This window comes from Streptomyces rubiginosohelvolus, from assembly GCF_014649875.1.
GTDB lineage: Bacteria > Actinomycetota > Actinomycetes > Streptomycetales > Streptomycetaceae > Streptomyces > Streptomyces rubiginosohelvolus.
This window is the reverse complement of the sequence record NZ_BMTW01000003.1, coordinates 95,621-114,464: the sequence shown is the minus strand read 5'-3', so window position 1 is coordinate 114,464 and position 18,844 is coordinate 95,621. Positions and strand designations below refer to the sequence as shown.

The following is an 18,844-nucleotide window of genomic DNA, read 5'->3' as shown; positions in this document are numbered from 1 at the left end:
GGCGGAGTCAGAGGCGAGGTCGGGGCTGGGCGGCCTGCTCCGGCGTGAGCGAGGCCCGGGGCGGCACGGCGTCCTCCGTCGGCAGCGCAGACGGTGCGGCCCGCCCGGGAACGGTGAGCGCGGCGACGACCGCCCGTGGATCGTCCGCGTGGAACCGGAGCGTCCGCGCACTCCCGTGCCGCCCGAGCGGCCGCACGAACTCCACCGGCCCCGTCAGCTCCACGGTCACCGTCGTCTGGCTCCCCACCGCCAGATCCAGCGTCCCGTCCTCGTCGACCCCGACCAGACCTCCGTCCGGGAAGCGCCGCTCGACCCGGGCGGAGGCGATGGCGGCGGCGGGCACCCGGAGGTCGAACAACGCCCCGTACCGCAGCCGCAGCGAACCGTCGGCCCCCACGAGATGCGGCCGGGTCACCGCGGCGGCGTGCAGGGCGAGGATGATGACGATCCCGTACACGTCCACCACGAGCACGATCGCGTGGACCAGCGGCCAGGGGATCACCAGGGCCAGCACCACGGTCTCGACGACGGAGACGAAGAGGAACGCCCACATGATCCCGGTCTGCGGTTCGGTGTACGAGAACGGCCTGGCCCCCTCCGGAATCCGGTGGCGGCGCCGTACGGTCCACAGCCCGAGACTGTGCAGCGCCCGGAACTCATGGACGATCAGCCGCCGCAGGGCGACCGGCACCGCCGCACGCACCACGGCGAGCCCGGCCTCCCGCCGGGTGTCGCCCGCCCGCCGCCGGGCCGCGTACAGGGGCCACATCACGTACGCCTCCAGCGCGAGCATCCCCACCACCAGCGCCTCGGCCGCCAGCAGAACGGCACCGGGTATCCGCACCCCGGCCACCAGACAGACCACCAGCGCCAGCTCCCCGGGCAGCACCGCCCACATCGCGACCCGCAGGCCTCTCGCCACCCGTGCCCTCATGACGTCCCCCTCCTCCGCACCCGCTCGGCCAGCTCCTCCATCACCCGGCGCACCACCGCACGCTGCGCGGGCGGATAGTCGTCGAGCAGCACCCGCCCGAACCCCGTCGCCGACGGCTCCCCCTCGGGGATGACCGCCAGGACCTCGTCCGGTACGGCGGCGGCCAGCTCGGCCGCCAGCGGCGCGATCCGCGGATCGTCGACCCCGGCCTCCTCCAGCTCGTCGAGCCGCTCGTACAGCGCGAGCACCCCCGGGTCCTCGGCCAGCGGCCGCAGCGCCGCGAACACCGCGACCCCGGCCTCGTCGCCCGCCGCGTCCAGCAGCGCCAGATGCTCCCGGTCCTTCGCGGCGGCCGGGGAGGTGGTGGCGGGCGCATGCTCCAGCAGCGCGGCCAGAGCGGGCGAGAGCGGCCCGTCCGACGTGAGCGGCGCCTCCAGCAGCACGGCCAGCACCTGCCGCCGCTCCTGGATCTCCCGCTCCTGCCGCGCCAGATCGGCGTCCAGCTCCGTGAGCACCTCGCCCAGCTCCCGCCCCGCGTCATCGGCGAGCACGTCCCGGACCTCGTCCAGCGAGAGCCCGATCTCCGTCAGCCGCCGGATCCTGGCCAGCAGTACGGCGTCGCGGACGGTGTACGCCCGATAGCCGTTGGCCTGCCGGGCGGGCTCGGGCAGCAGGCCGATGTGGTGGTAGTGCCGGACGGCCCGGGAGGTGACTCCCACGAGCGCGGCGATCTCTCCGATACGCATGCGGCCAGTAGAAACGTTGCCGCTGCGACAAGGTCAAGCGGCGCGTTCCTTCCCGCGCTTTCGTCCAAGCCGAGCGGTCCTGTGCCACGATCGGAGGAAGAATTCCCCTCTCACGGACGGCTGGTCCCCCGATGCCCGAGTCTGGCGAGCGACCGAGGAAGGAGCGTGACATGACTGCCATGGCGCACGAGCCGCTCACGCAGGCAGAAGTCCTTCTGGAGGGCTTCCTGGCCCTGGACACGCCGGAAGGCTTCCGGGCCGAGCTGATCGAGGGGGAGATTGTCGTGACGCCGCCGCCGGACGGGGACCACGAGGACTACATCAGCCTGGTTCTGAAGCAGGTGTTGAGGAAGTCCCGCACCGACATGGATTTCTCCGGAAACAAGGGCCTGAAGCTTCGCAGCGGGGGCGGCTGCCCCAAGAACCACGCCATCCCCGACGGGACCTTCGCTCCCACCGAGCGTCGGCTCTTCCGCGGCGCCGACCCCTGGATGCCTCCCCAGGGCGTCGCCCTGGTGGTCGAGGTCACCTCCACCAAGCCGCAGGCCGACCGGGAGGCCAAGCGCCGCTGCTACGCACGCGGTGCCATCCCGCTCTACCTGCTCATCGACCGGGACGACAGCTCGGTGACGCTGTTCAGCGAGCCCGAGGGTGACGACTACCGCCAGCACATGACCATCCCGTACGGGAAACCGCTCCCGCTCCCCGAGCCCTTCGCCTTCGACCTGGAGACCGGGGACTTCGGCTGAGGGGCACCGACAGGGGGCGGTCGGTACAGCCCGGTAGGATGGCGATCACGGCAGACGAGCCGTGCGGACGGCCGCGTGAGGATCCCCGGATCCTCCCGAGGAACGTCCGGGCTCCACAGGGCAGGGTGGTGGCTAACGGCCACCCGGGGTGACCCGCGGGACAGTGCCACAGAAAACAGACCGCCCGCGACTTCGGTCGCGGGTAAGGGTGAAACGGTGGTGTAAGAGACCACCAGCGCCTGAGGTGACTCAGGCGGCTAGGTAAACCCCACCCGGAGCAAGGTCAAGAGGGGCCGTGCCGGAAACGGGACGGCCCTGCGCGGACGTTCGAGGGCTGCTCGCCCGAGTTCGCGGGTAGACCGCACGAGGCCGGCAGCAATGCCGGCCCTAGATGGATGGCCGTCTCCCCGGCCGCCGCGAGGCGACCGGGAGACAGAACCCGGCGTACAGCACGACTCGTCTGCCGCCAAGAGCCCCTGACCGGCGTCGAGCCGGTCAGGGGCTCTTGGCTTTTTCCCTGCTTCCTCTGCTGGCATCAGTACTTCGTGTACTTGATCCAGTCGTAGCGGGCGGTCAGCGGCGTGCCTGGATACGTGAACGGGCCGAGCCAGCCGTCGACCCCCGTCCCCGGCCACAGGTTGGTCATGATGCGCATCGGGCGGGTGGGGAGCGGTCCGCGGGAGCCGTTCTCCTGGTGGACGAGTTTGCCGTCCACGAACCAGTTGATGGTGCCCTGGTTCCACCACTCGATGGCGTAGTCGTGGTAGCCGGCGGAGGCGTCGAACCCGAGGTCGATGACGGTCTCGTGGCCGCCGACACCGTCGGTGAAGTAGTTTGTCTGCATCTGGGTGGTGTTCTTGCCGAGGATCTCGACGTCGATCTCGTCCCAGGCCTGACCGTCGCTCGGACCGGTGTACGTGAAGAACCCGGTCACGACGCCTTCGCGCTTGACCGCCTGTAGCCGGGCCTCGAAGCGGCCGTACGAGTACAGCTCGTTGGTGCGGTACTCACCGGAGGCGTAGGGCTTGCCCGAGCAGCCGGAGGGGCAGGTCGCGACGTCGAGGTTCTGGCCCATGACGCCGCCGTTGAACCAGGTGTGGTCGGCGCGCCAGCCGACGTTGAACATGCCTCCGTTGGACCAGCCGTCGGCCTTGTGCCAGCGGCCGGTGTCGTAGGAGTCGAAGGTGTCGGTGAAGCTGCCGCCGACGGCGTACGCGGGGGCGGTCATCGGCTGGAAGATCAGCGCGAGGGCGGCCAGCGGAGCCAGCAGCCAGCGAGGTGGGGGGAACCGACGTGATCTCGTGCGGGAGTGCATCTCGGCCTCCTTGTGCCGTGAAACCCATGTGCGGGGACAGGCTCGGCGTCCGCTGACGGCACGTCTGTGCGAGGGAAGGACGCCTACGTGGGGGAGAAACTGGGAGCGCTTCCAGAAAGTAGCAGCGCACCAGCTGGCCGACAATGGATCGGACAGGCTCGGTCTGTATGGAAGCGCTCCCGGAATCGGTGCCTGGCTGGACGCCGACGCAGCCGGTCGGCCGTCAGGTGCTGGAACGCTTCACCAGATGCGTGGGCAGGATCAGAGGGCCGGCCGTACGGCCCGCGACGACCCCGACGAGCATCCGGGCCATCTCGCGCCCGAGATCCCGGATGGGCTGGTGGATCGTGGTGAGCGCGGGATCGGTGAGCTGTGCGACGGCGAGGTCGTCGAACCCCACCACGGACACGTCCTCGGGCACCGACCGGCCGGCTCCGCGCAAGGCGCGCAACGCACCCGCCGCCATGTTGTCGTTGGCCGCGAACACCCCGTCCAGATCCGGATGCGCTTCCAGCAGCCGGGTCATCGCGGCGGCTCCGGCGGCTTCGGAGAAGTCCCCGACCTCTGGCGGACGGGGCGTCAGACCGGCGAGGGTCATGGCTTCCCGGTAGCCGCGATGCCGGGATCTGGCCACCTCGGTGTCCTGCGGCCCGCAGATCGTGACCACCCGGGTCCGCCCCCGCGCGAGCAGGTGCTCGGTCGCGTCGCGCGCGCCGCCGACGTTGTCGATGTCGACGTACCAGCGCGGTTCGAAGTCCACCGGGCGCCCGCCGAAGACGACCGGCAGCGGGCTCTCCTTGGCGATCCGGGCCAGGGGGTCGTCCTCGTGCGACGCCGTTAGCATCACCCCGTCGACGGCCCGGGAGCGCACGAGCTGTTCCACCCGCTCCCGGCCGCGCGGTGTGGCGGCCACGCACAGCATCATGTGCAGGTCGGCCTCCTCCAGGGCGCCGGCCACTCCGGCGATGAGCTGCCCGAAGAACGGGTCCGTCAGCACCTCCGGGTCGTCCCGCGAGATGACCAGCGCGGCCGCACCCGCTTGACGGGTCGCCAGGGCGCGCGCCTTCGGGTTGGGTACGTAGCCGAGCTTCCTGATCGCCTTCTCGACGGACTCCCGCTTGGCCCGGCTGACATGAGGGGCGTTGTTGATCACCCGGGAGGCCACCGACCGCGACACACCGGCCAGCGCGGCCACCTCGTCGAGCGTGGCGTGCCGGTGCGGCAGTTCCTCGGCCATGGAGGACGGGCCTTCCCTCGGAACGGATCTGGAAGCCCTTCCATTGTGACCTCTCCGAGGCCCTTCCGGTGCGGCTCGGCCGGCCGGCCCTGATCCGCCGGACACGCCCTGGCGGCCGGTCAGATGACCGGCGGGCGGCCCAGCCGTGTCATCTGCCACACCGTGGACCAGCGCATCGGGCGCCGCTCACCGCACGGCGTGCGGACGCCCTCGACGAAGCCGCCCGCCCAGGCCCGCAGGCCCTTCGGGTCGCGGGTGCGGGCGAGGGTGAGCAGCGTCCAGGTGCCGAGGTAGGCGGGGACCAGGGGGAGGGGCAGGTTGCGGCGGGCCAGCCAGACGCGGTTGCGGGCCGTCATCCGGTAGTAGACCGCGTGCCGGGCCGGGCTCGTCTTCGGGTGCTGGAGCAGCAGCTCGGGGTCGTACTCCACCTTCCAGCCGGCGTCCAGCGCCCGCCAGGCCAGGTCCGTCTCCTCGTGGGTGAAGAAGAACTCCGCGGGCCACAGACCGGTCTCCGCCAGCATCTTCATCGAGAACGCGTGGCCGCCGCCCAGGAACGCCGTCACCGGACCGCCGCGCATCGGGTCGCCCGCCCGCAGCCGCGGCACATGGCGGCGCTGCGTCTCGCCGGTCTCGTCGGCGATCCGGAAGCCGACGATGCCGAGCCGGTCGTCGGCCGCGAAGTGGTCCCGCACCCGGCGGAAGACGTCCTTGTCGACCAGCAGCCCGTCGTCGTCCAGCTCGATCACCACGTCCACGTCGCCGATCTCGGCGAGCCTGCGCAGCCCCTCGTTCCGGCCGCCCGGGCAGCCGAGGTTCTCCGGCAGCTCGATGGTGGTCACCCCGCCGTCGAGGTCCTCCAGGCCGGGAGTGGAGGAGTAGTCCGGGAGGGCCGTACCGTTGCCGATGATCACGAGCCGGGTGGGCCGGACGTCCTGCATGGCCACGGACGCCAGCAGCGCCTCGACCGCCTGCGGGCGGTCTCCCATGGTCACGATGGATACGCCGATGCGCGGTGCGGACACGGTCGGTACTCCTGGAGCTCGGCTGCCGGTGGCCGGCTGCTGGTCGGCAGCGGTGCCCGCGATCGTAACGCCTCGGTGTTCAGTGTGCGGTTACCGCCCGGCCATCCGCCGGTCCGTCGCTGTTCAGCAGCGCGTACACGGCCATGTCCCGCCGCTCGTCGCCCACCTGCTGCCAGCCGCGCAGCAGGCCCTCCCGCCGGAAGCCGATGTCCTCGGCGATCCGGGCGGAGGCGGTGTTCCACGGCTCGATGTAGAGCTGGAGGCGCGGGACGCCGAGGTCGCGCAGGGCCCAGCCCGTGACCGTACGCAGCGCGGCCCGGGCGACGCCCTGGCCGCGGGCGAGGTCGGTGAGCCAGTAGCCGAGGGAGGCGCGGCCCTCGGGCAGCTCCCGGAGCCAGAGCCCGATCGCGCCGACCGGGCGCCGGTCCCGGGAGCGCACGATGGCGAAGGGGTACCCCGCGCCGGTGGCCGCGCGCTCCCACTGCCTGCGGACGAACGCCTCCGCCGCCGCTTCGGAGTAGGGGGCCGGGATCGTGGTGATGAGCGGGATGTACGGGTCGAGCGAGGCCTCGCGGATCAGCGGGAGGTCGCTCATCTCCCAGGGGCGCAGGACGAAGTCCGGACCCGCGGACATGCTCGGGACGGTCAGCGGCTCGGGGCCGGGGGTGGTGTCGGGGGCCGAGCCGGGGTTGTCGTCGGTGTCGGCGGTGGTGCCGGGGGTGCCGGGGGTGGAGCCGGTGCCGGGGGCGCGGTCGGGGTCAGGCTCGGGAGCAGCCATGTCCGTATCCTCCCGCTGTCGATCCGATTCCGCTTCCCGGGCCGGTCCTGGTTCCTGAGCCGTCCCCGTCTTCCCGGGCCGTCCCCGCCTTCCCGGGCCGTCCCCGCCTTCCCGGGCCGTCCCGCCCTCCGGTCTGTTCCCGCTTTCCGGGCCGGCCCCGGGCGCAGGACCGGCTCACCCGTCCTCCCGCCTCCGGGCCCCTCCCGCCAGGAAGTACCCGGCCAGTACGGCACCGGCCAGGACCAGCGCGGAGTTGACCAGGATCGCGGTGGAGACGCCGGACAGTACCGCGGCGGGCCCGTTCGCGGCCCCCATCCGGGCGGTGACCACCGCGCTCATCACCGGAATGCCGAGGGCGATGCCCACCTGCTGCGTCATCGTCGCCAGCCCGGTGGCCCGCCCCTGCTCCTCGTCCGGCAGGCCCGAGGTCGCCGTGACCATGAACCCGACGATCATCAGCATGTTGCCGACGCCGCCGACGAAGGTGGCCGCCAGCAGGAGCCAGATCCACGCCCCGGAGGTGCCGAGCACCACGAGGGAGAGGGTGGCGGCCGCCTGGACGGTGCCGCCCAGGACGATGGCGCGGCGGTTGCCGAAGCGGCCCACCGCCCGTCCGCCGAGCACACCACCGACGACCGTGCCCGCGCCGAGCACGCCGAACGCGAGCCCGGTGGCGAGTGCGGAGTAGCCCAGGACCTCCTGGAGATAGAGGGTCAGCAGGAAGACCAGCGAGGTCTCGGTGACGAAGGCGATCAGCCCGGCGGTGTTGCCCCAGACGACGCTGCGCCGCTTCAGGATGCGGATCGGGACGAGCGGCGCGGCAGCTCGCTGCTCGATGCGGACGAACGCGATCAGGAGGGCGGCTCCGGCGGCCAGCGCTGCCAGGGTGGTCGGCCTGGTCCAGCCGGTCTCGCCGGCCCGGGTCAGCCCGAGGACGAGGAGCAGCAGCCCGCCGGTGACGGTGATGGCTCCGGGCACGTCCAGCTTCGGGCGGTCCTCCGGCCGGGAGTCGGCGATCACGGACGGAGCCAGGATCACGACCAGTGCCGCCACCGGGACGTTGATGAAGAAGGCCCAGCGCCAGGAGAGCAGGTCCGTCAGGAGCCCGCCGAGGATCGCCCCGGCGGTGAACCCGGCCGACATCAGGGCCCCGTTGAGCCCCAGCGCCCGTTCACGCAGCGGCCCCTCCCTGAACGCGGTGGTCAGCAGCGCGAGTCCGGCCGGGGTGACGGCCGCGGTGGCCAGGCCCTGCAGTACCCGGGCCGTGAGCAGCACCTCGGGCGAGGTGGCGAGGCCGCCGAGCACGGAGGAGAGGCCGAGGACGGCCATGCCGCCGACGAACAGGTTCTTGCGGCCGACGAGGTCGGCGACGCGGCCGAAGAGCAGGGTGAACCCGGCGGCGGCGAGCGCGAAGGACGTGGCGATCCACTGGAGACCGGCGAGGGAGAAGCCGAGCCCCTCCCCGACGACGGGCAGCGCCACGTTCAGGATCGAGAAATCCACCGCGATCATGAACTGTGAGCCGAGCAGCAGGGCCAGGACGAGTTTCTGGCGGCTGGACATGCGGAGGGAGGCGGCGGTCGGAGCGGTCGTGGGGCCCACCGCGGGACCGATGTCGGAGGATGCGGTCCGGGGAGTGGGTGAGGGTGAGGGCATGGCAGGTGCGCCTTCCTGGACACGGGAAACGCTAAACGGTTCTGTGGTTCCGTTAAGGTGGTGTCACCGTAGCAGGGGAGGCGTTGTTAATGGAACTGGAGACCCGTTATGACTTCTGAAGGTGCTGAAGGTGCTGAAGGCGCCGAAGGTGTCGGCTTCGAGGGGGTGGAGCCCGGCACCGTGCGTCCCGGCGGTCGCACCGCCCGGGTGCGCGAGGCGGTGCTGCGCGCGGCCGGTGACGCCCTGGTCGAGCACGGCTTCGACGGGCTCGACCTGGCCGACGTCGCCCGGCGGGCCGAGGTCGGCAAGACGACCGTCTACCGTCGCTGGTCCGCACCCGCCGGGCTGGTCGCCGACCTGCTCACGGACATGGCGGAACAGTCACTGCCGCGCACGGACACCGGATCCCTGGCCGAGGACCTCCGGGCCAACGCCCGCCTGGTGGTCCGCACGCTGACCGACCCCCGCCAAGGGGCCCTCTTCGTGGCCGTCATCGCGGCCGCCGCCTGCGATCCGCGTACCGCCGAGGCCCTCCACCGCTTCTACGCGGTGCGGATCGGGGAGTGGTCCGGCTGCGTCGAAGCGGCGGTCGAACGCGGTGAACTGCCCGCGGGTACGGACCCGGGTGAGGTGATCGCGGCGGTGTCGGCACCGCTGTACTACCGGCTGCTCGCCAGCGGCGCCCCGCTGGACGAGGAGGCCGCCGACCGGGCGGCCGCCGCGGCCGTCGCCGCCGCGCGGGCGGGAGTGTTCGTACGGTGAGGGGTGCGAGGGGTCCGCGGCCGGGCTGGTTTCCCTTGGGCGGGACCGGCTTCGTAGCACCGAACGGGCCGTCGATAAAGTGGTGGAATGATATTCGGTAAAGCCGGGTTCGGGGGAGCCGTCGCCGACTTCGAGGCGGCGGTGTCGGCGCAGGACGCCAAGCGGTCCGGCAAGGCGTTCGTCCGGTTGCAGGAGACCTTCGGGCAGGCCAGGGAGCCGGAACTGCTGGACGGCGGGCCGCGGCTCGCCGCCTTGCTGGAGCAGGTGCCGCCCGGCCCGCGTGCCGTCGTCGCCGTGCTCGTCGGGGCCTGCGTCGAGCGGGGTGCGGACGCCGAGCGCTGTGCCCCGGGGGTGCTGGCCGGACTGCGGTGGGCCCTGGAGCAGGCCGTGGCGTTCGCCGACGCCTGGGCCGCGACCGGGGGCGGCGCGTTTCCCGCCCCGGACGGCGGCGAGCCGGGCCCGGAGCTCGTGGAGCGCGTCGGCTTCGAGGCGGCCGTCGGCTGGCTGACGCTTTCCCAGTGGGAGATGGCCGCCGTCGCGATGCTGAACCACCCCGGCGTACGGCGGGAGGCCGGTTCCCGGGGTGACGCGCTGCGGCTGCTCGGCGCGGTGGAGCGGGCCTCCGGCCTGGAGCTGAAGTCCCTCGCCCACGCCCTCCTGGTGCTGGACGACGAACCGCTCGTCGCCCTCCACCGGACGAGCGGCACCGGCTACCTGCTGCGGATCTCCGGCATCGGGGACAACTTCCAGCTGCACACGCTGCTCGCCGACGCGCTCATCGGCGGTGGCCATGTGGCGGGCCACGCGCCGTCGTCGCAGGAGGTGGCCGTCTGCCGGGAGACCCCCGGCCAGGTGGGCACCGTGGGCTCCTTCGACCTGGTGGCCCCCGACGGCGAACTGATCTGGAACGAGGGCACCCCCGCCGACATCCCCGTCGTCGACGGCGTCCGGCTGCTGGTCCTGGACGAGCCGTCCTACCGGCGGACCTGGCCCGCGGGCCGCTTCTTCCCCGGCATGCGCGGTGACGCCCTGCTGGAGCGCGCCCTCGACCAGGAGGAGACGGAGCGCTGGTACGCCCACGTCTCCCCGGCCAAGAACACGACCGGCTGAGTCCGGACCTCGCCCCGCCCTTTCCGTCCTGTCCCGGCCCGTACGCCGGAAGCCCGGCCGGCCCCTGGCCCCCGCGGGCCCCCGGCCCTCCCGCTCTCAGCCGATCCGGGTCCCCGTTCCGCTGACCCGGATCCGGGCGTCGCCCGCGCGCAGTTCGACGGTGAGGGTGCCGGGGCGGCCCATGTCCGCCCCCTGGTGCAGGGTCAGCACCGCCGCCTCGGGGACGAGCCCCAGCTCCCGTGCGTACGCGCCGAAGGCGGCCGCGGCCGCGCCCGTCGCCGGGTCCTCGACGACCCCGCCCACCGGGAACGGGTCCCGGACGTGGAACACCTCGGGCCCCTCGCGCCACACCAGTTGCAGGGTGGTCAGATCGAGCCGGCGCATCAGCGCCTCCAGCCGCGCGAAGTCGTAGTCCAGGTCCGCCAGCCGTTCCCGGGTGGCGGCGGCCACCACCAGGTGCCGGGCCCCCGCGTAGGCGATCCGGGGCGGCAGGGCCGGGTCGAGATCGGTGGCCGCCCAGTCCAGGGCCGCCAGAGCCTCCGTCAGATCGGCCTCGGCGGCCTCCTCGACGTGCGGCGCCACACTGGTCAGCGTGGCGCGGAGTGTGCCGCTCTCCCGGACGACGGAGACCGGGACCAGGCCCGCGGGCGTCGTGAACTCCAGTGCGCCCGGCCCGTCCCGTTCGGCCAGCGCGAGCGCCGTGGCGACCGTGGCGTGACCGCAGAACGGCACCTCGGCCTTCGGGCTGAAGTAGCGGATCGTGTACGCGCCTTCGCCGGTCCGCTCCGTCAGGAACGCCGACTCGCTGTACCCCAGCTCCGCCGCGATCGCGAGCATCCGCTCCTCGTCGAGACCGGCGGCGTCCAGGACGACCCCGGCGGGGTTCCCGCCCGCGGGATCGGCGGAGAAGGCGGTGTAGCGCAGGACCTCGGCCCGGTGATCATGTGTCATGCAGCAGACAACCGTGCCGCCGCCCCCGCCATTCCCGGCCCGTGGGGAGGGGCGGCCGGGGCCGTGGGAGCGGGCCGGTCGCGACTCCCCGGCAGTCGCGACCAGCCCTCCCCGAAGGCGCCGGGCGGGTCAGTGGCAGTTCTTGGCGCCCTTGTTGGCCTTCGTGGACTTGCCCCAGGAGCAGGAGTCCTGGAGCTTCCCGTTCGGCTTGATCAGCCGCGCCTTGTCGCCGGTGTTGTTCCAGACGTACGAGCCCCGGTTCCAGTACACGGTGCCCGAGACGTTCTTGCCCTTGCCGGTGCGGACCTTGACCGTCTTGCCCGCGCCGATGGTGTAGCTGCCGAAGGTGTAGGTGTAGCCCGTGTTGTCCTTCACCTTGAAGCCCTTGAGCTGCACCTTCTTCTTGCTGTTGTTGTGGATGTTCACCCACTCGGCGTTCAGCGACTTCTTCGACCGGTCGTCCTTGCCGGGGCCGTCGAACTGAACAGCCCCGAAGTGCAGCCCGCCCTGGTGGGCGGCCGCCGAGGCCGGTGCCGCCGTGGCGAGGAGCGAGCCGGCCAGTGCGGTGGCGGCGGCCAGGGCGATCGGCGCAGCGGTGCGTATGCGCATGCGGTGTTCCTTCTGTGTCGTTCTGGTGAAGGCGTAACAGGATGCGATCATACGGACAGCACGCGCTTGCCCGGTCACAGGCGGCGAAATCCGCAAATCCGGTTATCCGTTGGCCAGTTCGATCAGATGTGATCGCAGGTGATCACGCGCCGCCGCGCCCGGCCCCGGCTCCGCCCCGCCCCGGGTCTCAGCCCCGCCCGACGTACGGCATGTTCGTCGCCATCACCGTGGCGAACTGGACGTTCGCCTCCAGCGGCAGCTCCGCCATGTGCAGCACCGTCCGCGCCACGTCCGCCGCCGCCATCACCGGCTCCACCGCCAGCTCCCCGTTGGCCTGGAGGATCCCGGTCTGCATCCGCTCGGTCATCTCCGTCGCCGCGTTGCCGATGTCGATCTGGCCGCAGGCGATCCGGTAGGGACGGCCGTCCAGCGACAGCGACTTCGTCAGCCCGGTGATCGCGTGCTTGGTCGCCGTGTACGCGATCGAGTGCGGGCGCGGTGCGTGGGCGGAGATCGAACCGTTGTTGATGATCCGGCCGCCCTGCGGGTCCTGCTCCTTCATCAGCCGGTAGGCCGCCTGCGCGCACAGGAAAGCGCCCGTCAGGTTCACATCGACGACCGCCCGCCAGTCCGCGACGGTCAGATCCTCCAGCGGTACGCCGCCGGGACCGAACGTGCCCGCGTTGTTGAACAGCAGGTCCAGCCGGCCGAACCGGTCCCGTACGGCGGTGAAGAGCGCGGCCACCTCGTCGGCGTCCGTCACGTCCGTGGTGACGCACAGCGCCTCGGTGTCCCCGGCGGCGGCCGCCGTCTCCGCCAGCGGCTCGGCCTGTCGGCCCGCGAGCGCCAGCGACCAGCCCCCGCTCGCGAGGGCGAGCGCGACCGCCCGTCCGATCCCCGACCCCGCCCCCGTGACGACGGCGACCTTCCGGCCGGACTGCCCGGCGTCCCCGGCGCGCCCGGTCTGCGCGGCCCGTTCGGTCCGCCCTGCCTGCTCTGTCTGCTCTGTGTTCATGGCCCGGCAGCGTACGGGACAGATCCGTGCACAGGGCACGCGGTGCTCATCGACCCGCCATGTGGATGTTGTGCACGCGACAACGGTGCGTCGTTCCCTCCCACTGCCATGAATCCCGACAGCATCCGGGCTGAGGAGGGGCATATGACAGCCGCACGGACCATCATGACGCCCGATCAGGGCACCCGAGCCATCGAACTCCGCACCGCCGCCCGCTTACTGGAACCGGGCGTCGGCCGCCGGCGCTTCCTGACCGTCACCGGAGCCGCCGCCGCGCTCGCCTTCGCCGTCAACCTGCCCGCCGCCGGCACGGCGAGCGCCGCCGAGGTCGACGCCCGCCGGATCGCCGAGGACCCCTTCACCCTCGGCGTCGCCTCCGGCGATCCGCACCCCACGTCCGTCCTCATCTGGACCCGGCTCGCCCCCCGCCCCTACGAGCCGGGCGGCGGACTGCCGAACGGCCGGGTCGAGGTGCGCTGGGAGATCGCCCGCGACGAGCGCTTCCGCCGGATCGAGCGGCGCGGCTCCGTCACCGCCCACCCCGAGTTCGCCCACAGCGTCCGCGCCGAGGTCCGGGGCCTCGCCTCCGGCCGCCTCTACTACTACCGCTTCCGCACCGGCAACTGGACCAGCCCCGTCGGCCGCACCCGCACCGCCCCCGCCCCCGGCGCCCGTAACAGCTCCCTCGCCCTGGCCGCCGTCTCCTGCCAGGCGTACCACGACGGGTACTTCACCGCCCTCGGCCACCTCGCGGCCGAGGACGTCGACGTGGTCTTCCACCTCGGCGACTACCTCTACGAGTACGCCGTCAACGCCACCGGCGGGGCCCGCAACTACACCGACCGCACCCTCCCCGCGCACTACAACCGCGAGACGCAGAACCTGGAGGACTACCGGCTGCGCTACGCCCTCTACAAGTCCGACCCGGACCTGCGCGCCGCCCACGCCGCCCACCCCTTCGTCGTCACCTGGGACGACCACGAGACCGAGAACAACTACGCGGGCGGGATCCCCGAGAACGACGTCACCCCCGAGGAGTTCCTGCTCCGCCGGGCCGCCGCGTACCGCGCGTACTGGGAGAACCAGCCGCTGCGCACCCCGCAGCGCCCCACCGGACCCGACATGACGCTGTACCGCCGCCTCCGCTTCGGGCGGCTCGCCCAGTTCGACATCCTCGACACCCGGCAGTACCGCAGCGACCAGGCGTACGGTGACGGCTGGCGCACCCCGGGCCCCGAGTCCGAGGACCCCGCGCGCACCATGACCGGGGCCACCCAGGAACGCTGGCTGATCGACGGCTGGCGGGCCTCGAACGCCACCTGGAACGTCGTCCCGCAGCAGGTCACCTTCGCCCAGCGGCGCGATGTGCCCACCGGCGCCTTCAAGCTCTCCATGGACTCCTGGGACGGCTACCCCGCCTCCCGGCAGCGGGTGCTGGCCGGCGCCGAGGCCGCCGGGGTGGACAACCTGATGGTCCTCACCGGCGACGTCCACGTCTCGTACGCCTTCGACCTGAAGAAGGACTTCGCCGACCCCGCCTCGCGCACGATCGGCACGGAGATCGTCACCACCTCCATCGCCAGCGGCAAGGACGGCGCGGACCGGCCCGCCAACTGGGAGAACCAGACCCGCGCCAACCCGCACCTCAAGCACTACAACGGGCGGCGCGGCTACGCGGTCGTCACCCTCGGCACGAAGGAGGCCCGCGCCGACTTCCGTACGGTCGCGGCCGTCACGACCCCCGGGGCGCCCGTCACCACCGCGGCCTCGTTCGTCACGGAGGCCGGGAACCCGGGGCTCACGCCCGCATAACCGGGCTCAGGCATCCGCCGGGTAGCGGACGCCGATGCGGTCCCGTACCGCGTCGAGCGTCCGCATCACCGCCAGCGAACCCTCCAGCGGGACGAGCGGGGACTCCTGCTCGCCCGCCCGCACCGCGCGTGCCACCTCGACCGCCTCGTACTGCATGCCGGACAGCCCCTGCGGGCCCGGCCCCGACGTGATCGTCTCCGGCTCCGCACCCACCCGGCGCAGGACGAAGTGGTCCGGGTGGAAGAAGTCGCGCGGGATGTCGATCCGCCCGGCCGTGCCGATCACGGTGGCCGCCGTCGGATGGTGCCCGACGATCGAGCAGGACAGCAGCGCGGTCGCACCGGAGTCCCAGCCGAGCAGCATCCCCGTGTTCAGGTCCACACCCTCCGGCGACAGCAGCGCGTCGGCCTGGATCCGGTCCGGCTCGCCCAGCAGCAGGTGGGCGAACGACACCGGGTAGACCCCGAGGTCCAGCAGGGCCCCGCCGCCCAGGGCCGGGTCGCGCAGCCGGTGGCCGGGGGCGAAGTCGCCCGCGAAGCCGAAGTCGGCCTGGACGGTACGGATCTCGCCGATCGCCCCGTCCCGGACCAGCTCGGTCAGCCGGCGGACCACCGGGTTGAGGTAGGTCCACATGGCCTCCATCAGGAAGAGACCGCGCTCCCGGGCGAGCGCCACCAGCTCCTTCGCCTCCCGGCTGTTGAGCGTGAACGCCTTCTCGCACAGCACGTGCTTTCCGGCCTTCAGCGCGAGCGAGGCCGCCGCGTGGTGCGCCGAGTGCGGGGTGGCCACGTAGACCACGTCCACCGTGTCGTCGGCGACCAGCTCCGCCCAGCTCCCGTACGCCCGGGCGATCCCGTGCCGGTCGGCGAAGGCCCGCGCCGAGGCCTCCGTACGCGAGGCGACGGCCACCACCTCGGCGTCCGGGAGCCCCTGAACGTCCGCCGTGAAGGTCCCGGCTATGCCGCCCGTCGCCAGAACACCCCAGCGCACCCTGTCACCCATGCCCGCCACCCCAGCCCGCCCGAAAAAGGTATCGACCACTCCGGTCGAGCTGAGAGCATAGATGCGGATTCAACGATGCGGAGATGAGAATGCCGGAGAGCGGCGGCAGCCGGGCCCAGCGAGCACACATACCCACCTCCGGGACCGGACCCGGAACCGACGCGGACCTCGCCACCGGAGCCGACGGCCACCCGGCCGTCCCGCACGGGGACGCGGGAGCCCTCGCCGTCGACCCGGCGGCGCCGCAGACCACCGCCCCCGCGGGCATTCCGGGAGCGCCCGGACCCTCCGCGCTGTCCGGCCCGGCCGCGAAGGCCGCCCGGCGCACCGGACTCCTGGTCACCCTGGTCCTCGGCGGGCTCACCGCCCTGCCGCCGCTGTCCATGGACATGTACCTCCCGGCGCTCCCCGCCGTCACCGACTCCCTGAGCGCCCCCGCCGCCACCATCCAGCTCACGCTGACCGCGTGCCTGGCCGGGATGGCGCTCGGCCAGCTCGTCGTCGGACCGATGAGCGACCGGTGGGGCCGCCGCACCCCGCTGCTCCTCGGCATGGTCGTCTACGTCCTCGCCACCGCGCTCTGCGCCCTGGCCCCCACCGCCGGACTCCTCATCGGCTTCCGCCTCCTCCAGGGGCTCGCGGGCGCGGCCGGGATCGTCATCGCGCGAGCCGTGGTGCGCGACCTCTACGACGGCGTGGAGATGGCCCGGTTCTTCTCCACCCTGATGCTGATCTCCGGGGCCGCACCGATCGTCGCGCCGCTGATCGGCGGGCAGGTGATGCGGTTCACCGACTGGCGGGGCATCTTCGTCGTGCTGACCGCCGTCGGCATCGCGCTCACCCTCGTCGTGTGGAAGTGGCTGCACGAGACGCTGCCGCCCGCCGCCCGCCACACCGGCGGTGTCACCGACGCCCTGCGCACCATGCGCGGGCTGCTCGCCGACCGGGTCTTCACCGGCTACATGATCGCGGGCGGGCTCGCCTTCGCGGTCCTGTTCGCGTACATCTCCGCCTCTCCGTTCGTCGTGCAGGAGATCTACGGGGCCTCGCCGCAGACCTTCAGCCTGCTCTTCGGGCTCAACTCCATCGGCCTGATCGCCGTCGGGCAGATCAACGGCAAGCTCCTCGTGGGCCGGTTCCGCCTCGACAAGGTGCTCGGCTTCGGCCTCGCCGTGATCGTGCTGGCCGCCGTCGCGCTGCTCCTCATGACGACCGGCGTCTTCGGCGAGGTCGGGCTCGTCCCCGTCGCCGCCGGGCTGTTCGTCCTGATGTCGGCCATGGGCCTCGCGATGCCGAACACCAACGCCCAGGCGCTCATGCGGACCAAGCACGCGGCGGGCTCCGCCTCCGCGCTGCTCGGCACGTCCTCGTTCCTCATCGGGGCCGTCGCCTCGCCGCTGGTCGGCATCGCGGGGGAGGACACGGCCGTCCCGATGGCCGTCGTCCAGGTGGTCTGCGCGGTGGCGGCGGTGGGCTGCTTCCTGCTCCTGTGCCGCCCCTGGCAGCGCGCGGGACGCGAGGCCGGCGGCCTCTGAGGTCCGGAGGGGCCGGCCGGGGAGGGCTCGGCCCGTACGCGGCCGGGCGGTCTCAGCCCGTGCGCGGATACCCGATCAGATGCGTACGGTCCTGCCGGTCGGTCCAGCGGAACACCCCGACCCCCGTCGTCTCCGTCCCCGGCAGCCGGGCGTTGCGCGACAGCCGCTCGGTGCTCCAGGTGGCGAAGTCCATCGCGACCGGGAGCCCGCCGCCGGACAGCGCCTCCGAGGCGTCGCGGGCGTTCTCCGCCCCGTACGCGATGCCGTCGTCCGTCACCGTGGCCAGCGTCAGATGCGCGGTGCCGCCCTCGTCCTCGAAGCAGCGGCCCTGCTTGGCCTCCAGGTCGAAGGCCAGGTTCCCGGCGATCAGGTAGTCGCCCGAAGGGGAGAGGACCGCCTGCGGGTAGCGCCCCGGCTTTATGGCCGGCTTGTGGCACTCCACCGAGGTGAGCACCTCCCCGGTCGCCGCGTCGTGCACCGCCCACAGCTCATGGGTCGCCGCCCGCTTGGTCTTCTTCGCGGGCTGCCACTTCGCCAGCACCTGGTCCGGGGTCATCGACGTCACCACGCCGCTGCCCTTCTCGGTCCCCTTGGGGGCCACGTTCCGGCTGAACCAGCCGCCGCGCACCCAGAACTCCCGCGCCCCGCCCAGCAGCAGGCCGTCGGCGGTCTGCCCGTGCACCTCGGTGAGCTGCTTGCAGGCCGGGCAGCCCTTGGGATACCCGAGCTTGTCCGCGCCCAGCTCGGTCACCTCGCCGGTGACCGGGTCGATCAGGGTGCTGTTCGCCTTCGCGTCGCTGATCACGATGCCCGGCCCGGTCGTGGTCACCTTCGGGGCCCCGGACCACGGCACCTCGACGCGCTGCCGGTTCCCGTTCGTCACGTCGTACAGATCGAGGGCGAGGAAGGTGCTCGACGGGGAGAGGCCGTCGCCGACCTTCCCGTAGGACCAGGTCACGAAGTACTGCCGGTCGCCCTTGGCCACCGTGGCGAGCTTCGGGTAGTGCAGCGGGTCCGGCGGCTGCCAGGCCTGTCCCCGCCAGCCCAGCTCGCCGGTGGCCGTGTCGACCGTGCGCAGCCGGTAGCGGTTCCCCTCGGAGCGCTCCAGATAGGCCAGCAGACCCGTCGTATGGGAGACCGCGACATCCGGGGAGGAGCCGATGATCTCCCAGCCCCGGTCCGTCGCGTACTCGGGCGGAACGGTCAGCCGGGTCACCGGACCCGCGCTCGGCAGCACCGGCTTCGCCGTCGCGGTGGCCGCGCCGTCCTTCTTCTCGCCCTCGGGATCGCCGCCGCAGGTCGCCAGCAGCAGGAGCAGGGCGAGAAAGACCACCCCGCCGACCAGCGTCAGCCGCACGATCTTCTGCCTCATGGCTCCCCCGCTGGACCATCTTGATCTGGTGCCGTGCACGCGCGGGCCAGCGTAGCAACAGGCCTCCGGCCACGTGGAGTTCGCCGGATTCCTGTTCCGTACCGGTTACGTGAACCCTCGGTGCGGGCCCACCCGGCCCCGGGCCCGTGCCCCGTCCCGCTCGCGTACGTCCCTGCGTACCCCCTCCCGCCCCGGCGGAAGCGGAATGCGGCCGACGGGTCGCCTCCGCCTACAATTCG

17 protein-coding genes and 1 other RNA gene are annotated in these 18,844 nt (G+C 72.6%); 6 read left to right on the top strand and 12 right to left on the bottom strand.

Annotated elements, in window-relative coordinates; genetic code table 11:
• Positions 1-7 precede the first annotated feature (7 nt).
• Positions 8-934 carry a hypothetical protein gene (locus IE134_RS10310; RefSeq protein WP_229823484.1) on the bottom strand — a complete coding sequence of 309 codons (927 nt, stop codon included), beginning with the start codon at positions 932-934 and terminating at the stop codon, positions 8-10.
• The gene (locus IE134_RS10305; protein WP_030707847.1) at positions 931-1,680 is read right to left on the bottom strand and encodes a MerR family transcriptional regulator; all 750 of its coding nucleotides are present in this window, start codon (positions 1,678-1,680) and stop codon (positions 931-933) included. Before IE134_RS10305 ends, IE134_RS10310 begins: the two co-directional genes overlap by 4 nt.
• A gap of 179 nt (positions 1,681-1,859) precedes the next feature.
• On the opposite strand from IE134_RS10305, the gene IE134_RS10300 reads away from it, so the two are divergent.
• Together IE134_RS10300 and rnpB are read left to right on the top strand one after the other, a co-directional pair.
• A complete protein-coding gene (locus IE134_RS10300; protein ID WP_030707845.1) occupies positions 1,860-2,429 on the top strand; it encodes a Uma2 family endonuclease in 570 nt (189 codons plus the stop codon).
• Positions 2,430-2,484: 55 nt separating this feature from the next.
• Positions 2,485-2,892: RNase P RNA component class A (gene rnpB / locus IE134_RS10295), an RNA gene on the top strand.
• A 72-nt stretch (positions 2,893-2,964) separates the two neighbouring features.
• Here the strand turns inward: rnpB and bglS are convergent.
• From bglS to IE134_RS10270, 5 genes are all read right to left on the bottom strand, one after another.
• Positions 2,965-3,744: a beta-glucanase gene (bglS, locus tag IE134_RS10290; RefSeq protein WP_098020114.1), complete on the bottom strand. Its 780-nt coding sequence runs from the start codon at positions 3,742-3,744 to the stop codon at positions 2,965-2,967.
• A gap of 223 nt (positions 3,745-3,967) precedes the next feature.
• Positions 3,968-4,981: a LacI family DNA-binding transcriptional regulator gene (locus IE134_RS10285; RefSeq protein ID WP_032784751.1), complete on the bottom strand. Its 1,014-nt coding sequence runs from the start codon at positions 4,979-4,981 to the stop codon at positions 3,968-3,970.
• A 119-nt stretch (positions 4,982-5,100) separates the two neighbouring features.
• Positions 5,101-6,003, bottom strand: a complete 903-nt coding sequence (locus IE134_RS10280; RefSeq protein ID WP_089114992.1) for a glycosyltransferase family 2 protein — start codon at positions 6,001-6,003, stop codon at positions 5,101-5,103.
• A 79-nt stretch (positions 6,004-6,082) separates the two neighbouring features.
• Positions 6,083-6,781, bottom strand: a complete 699-nt coding sequence (locus IE134_RS10275; protein WP_199750292.1) for a GNAT family N-acetyltransferase — start codon at positions 6,779-6,781, stop codon at positions 6,083-6,085.
• A 174-nt stretch (positions 6,782-6,955) separates the two neighbouring features.
• A complete protein-coding gene (locus IE134_RS10270) occupies positions 6,956-8,437 on the bottom strand; it encodes an MFS transporter (RefSeq protein ID WP_373296737.1) in 1,482 nt (493 codons plus the stop codon).
• A gap of 108 nt (positions 8,438-8,545) precedes the next feature.
• On the opposite strand from IE134_RS10270, the gene IE134_RS10265 reads away from it, so the two are divergent.
• Positions 8,546-9,199 (top strand): TetR/AcrR family transcriptional regulator, encoded by a 654-nt coding sequence (locus IE134_RS10265; RefSeq protein WP_189430271.1) that lies wholly within the window; start codon positions 8,546-8,548, stop codon positions 9,197-9,199.
• 87 nt (positions 9,200-9,286) lie between these two features.
• Positions 9,287-10,309: a hypothetical protein gene (locus tag IE134_RS10260; RefSeq protein WP_098020112.1), complete on the top strand. Its 1,023-nt coding sequence runs from the start codon at positions 9,287-9,289 to the stop codon at positions 10,307-10,309.
• A 96-nt stretch (positions 10,310-10,405) separates the two neighbouring features.
• On the opposite strand, the gene IE134_RS10255 is transcribed toward IE134_RS10260, so the two are convergent.
• From IE134_RS10255 to IE134_RS10245, 3 genes are all read right to left on the bottom strand, one after another.
• Positions 10,406-11,260 carry a PhzF family phenazine biosynthesis protein gene (locus tag IE134_RS10255; RefSeq protein ID WP_126931319.1) on the bottom strand — a complete coding sequence of 285 codons (855 nt, stop codon included), beginning with the start codon at positions 11,258-11,260 and terminating at the stop codon, positions 10,406-10,408.
• A 129-nt stretch (positions 11,261-11,389) separates the two neighbouring features.
• Complete coding sequence (locus tag IE134_RS10250) at positions 11,390-11,869, bottom strand: lamin tail domain-containing protein (protein WP_030707831.1); 480 nt, start codon at positions 11,867-11,869, stop codon at positions 11,390-11,392.
• Between the two features lie 187 nt (positions 11,870-12,056).
• Positions 12,057-12,884, bottom strand: coding sequence for an SDR family oxidoreductase (locus IE134_RS10245; protein WP_189430269.1), 828 nt, complete (start codon positions 12,882-12,884; stop codon positions 12,057-12,059).
• Positions 12,885-13,028: 144 nt separating this feature from the next.
• Here IE134_RS10245 and IE134_RS10240 point away from each other — a divergent pair, with 144 nt between their 5' ends.
• On the top strand, positions 13,029-14,696 hold the full coding sequence (locus IE134_RS10240) for an alkaline phosphatase D family protein (protein ID WP_126931317.1): 1,668 nt from the start codon (positions 13,029-13,031) through the stop codon (positions 14,694-14,696).
• Positions 14,697-14,702: 6 nt separating this feature from the next.
• Here IE134_RS10240 and IE134_RS10235 read toward each other — a convergent pair whose 3' ends face one another.
• Positions 14,703-15,698 carry a Gfo/Idh/MocA family protein gene (locus IE134_RS10235; protein WP_030707825.1) on the bottom strand — a complete coding sequence of 332 codons (996 nt, stop codon included), beginning with the start codon at positions 15,696-15,698 and terminating at the stop codon, positions 14,703-14,705.
• A gap of 89 nt (positions 15,699-15,787) precedes the next feature.
• On the opposite strand from IE134_RS10235, the gene IE134_RS10230 reads away from it, so the two are divergent.
• Entirely contained in the window at positions 15,788-17,233 is a 1,446-nt protein-coding gene (locus IE134_RS10230) for a multidrug effflux MFS transporter (protein ID WP_030707824.1), read from the top strand.
• A 52-nt stretch (positions 17,234-17,285) separates the two neighbouring features.
• Here IE134_RS10230 and IE134_RS10225 read toward each other — a convergent pair whose 3' ends face one another.
• Positions 17,286-18,605 (bottom strand): hypothetical protein, encoded by a 1,320-nt coding sequence (locus IE134_RS10225; RefSeq protein WP_030707823.1) that lies wholly within the window; start codon positions 18,603-18,605, stop codon positions 17,286-17,288.
• Positions 18,606-18,844: the final 239 nt, after the last annotated feature.

Bases quoted from the DNA above. Each gene is read 5' to 3' on its own strand.
- IE134_RS10285 (WP_032784751.1), bottom strand. From the start codon at position 4,981: ATGGCCGAGGAACTGCCGCACCGGCACGCCACGCTCGACGAGGTGGCC.
- IE134_RS10235 (WP_030707825.1), bottom strand. From the start codon at position 15,698: ATGGGTGACAGGGTGCGCTGGGGTGTTCTGGCGACGGGCGGCATAGCC.
- IE134_RS10255 (WP_126931319.1), bottom strand. From the start codon at position 11,260: ATGACACATGATCACCGGGCCGAGGTCCTGCGCTACACCGCCTTCTCC.
- IE134_RS10230 (WP_030707824.1), top strand. From the start codon at position 15,788: ATGCCGGAGAGCGGCGGCAGCCGGGCCCAGCGAGCACACATACCCACC.
- IE134_RS10310 (WP_229823484.1), bottom strand. From the start codon at position 934: ATGAGGGCACGGGTGGCGAGAGGCCTGCGGGTCGCGATGTGGGCGGTG.
- IE134_RS10275 (WP_199750292.1), bottom strand. From the start codon at position 6,781: ATGGCTGCTCCCGAGCCTGACCCCGACCGCGCCCCCGGCACCGGCTCC.
- IE134_RS10250 (WP_030707831.1), bottom strand. From the start codon at position 11,869: ATGCGCATACGCACCGCTGCGCCGATCGCCCTGGCCGCCGCCACCGCA.
- IE134_RS10240 (WP_126931317.1), top strand. From the start codon at position 13,029: ATGACAGCCGCACGGACCATCATGACGCCCGATCAGGGCACCCGAGCC.
- IE134_RS10225 (WP_030707823.1), bottom strand. From the start codon at position 18,605: ATGAGGCAGAAGATCGTGCGGCTGACGCTGGTCGGCGGGGTGGTCTTT.
- IE134_RS10270 (WP_373296737.1), bottom strand. From the start codon at position 8,437: ATGCCCTCACCCTCACCCACTCCCCGGACCGCATCCTCCGACATCGGT.
- IE134_RS10300 (WP_030707845.1), top strand. From the start codon at position 1,860: ATGGCGCACGAGCCGCTCACGCAGGCAGAAGTCCTTCTGGAGGGCTTC.
- IE134_RS10265 (WP_189430271.1), top strand. From the start codon at position 8,546: ATGACTTCTGAAGGTGCTGAAGGTGCTGAAGGCGCCGAAGGTGTCGGC.
- IE134_RS10245 (WP_189430269.1), bottom strand. From the start codon at position 12,884: ATGAACACAGAGCAGACAGAGCAGGCAGGGCGGACCGAACGGGCCGCG.
- IE134_RS10305 (WP_030707847.1), bottom strand. From the start codon at position 1,680: ATGCGTATCGGAGAGATCGCCGCGCTCGTGGGAGTCACCTCCCGGGCC.
- bglS (WP_098020114.1), bottom strand. From the start codon at position 3,744: ATGCACTCCCGCACGAGATCACGTCGGTTCCCCCCACCTCGCTGGCTG.
- IE134_RS10260 (WP_098020112.1), top strand. From the start codon at position 9,287: ATGATATTCGGTAAAGCCGGGTTCGGGGGAGCCGTCGCCGACTTCGAG.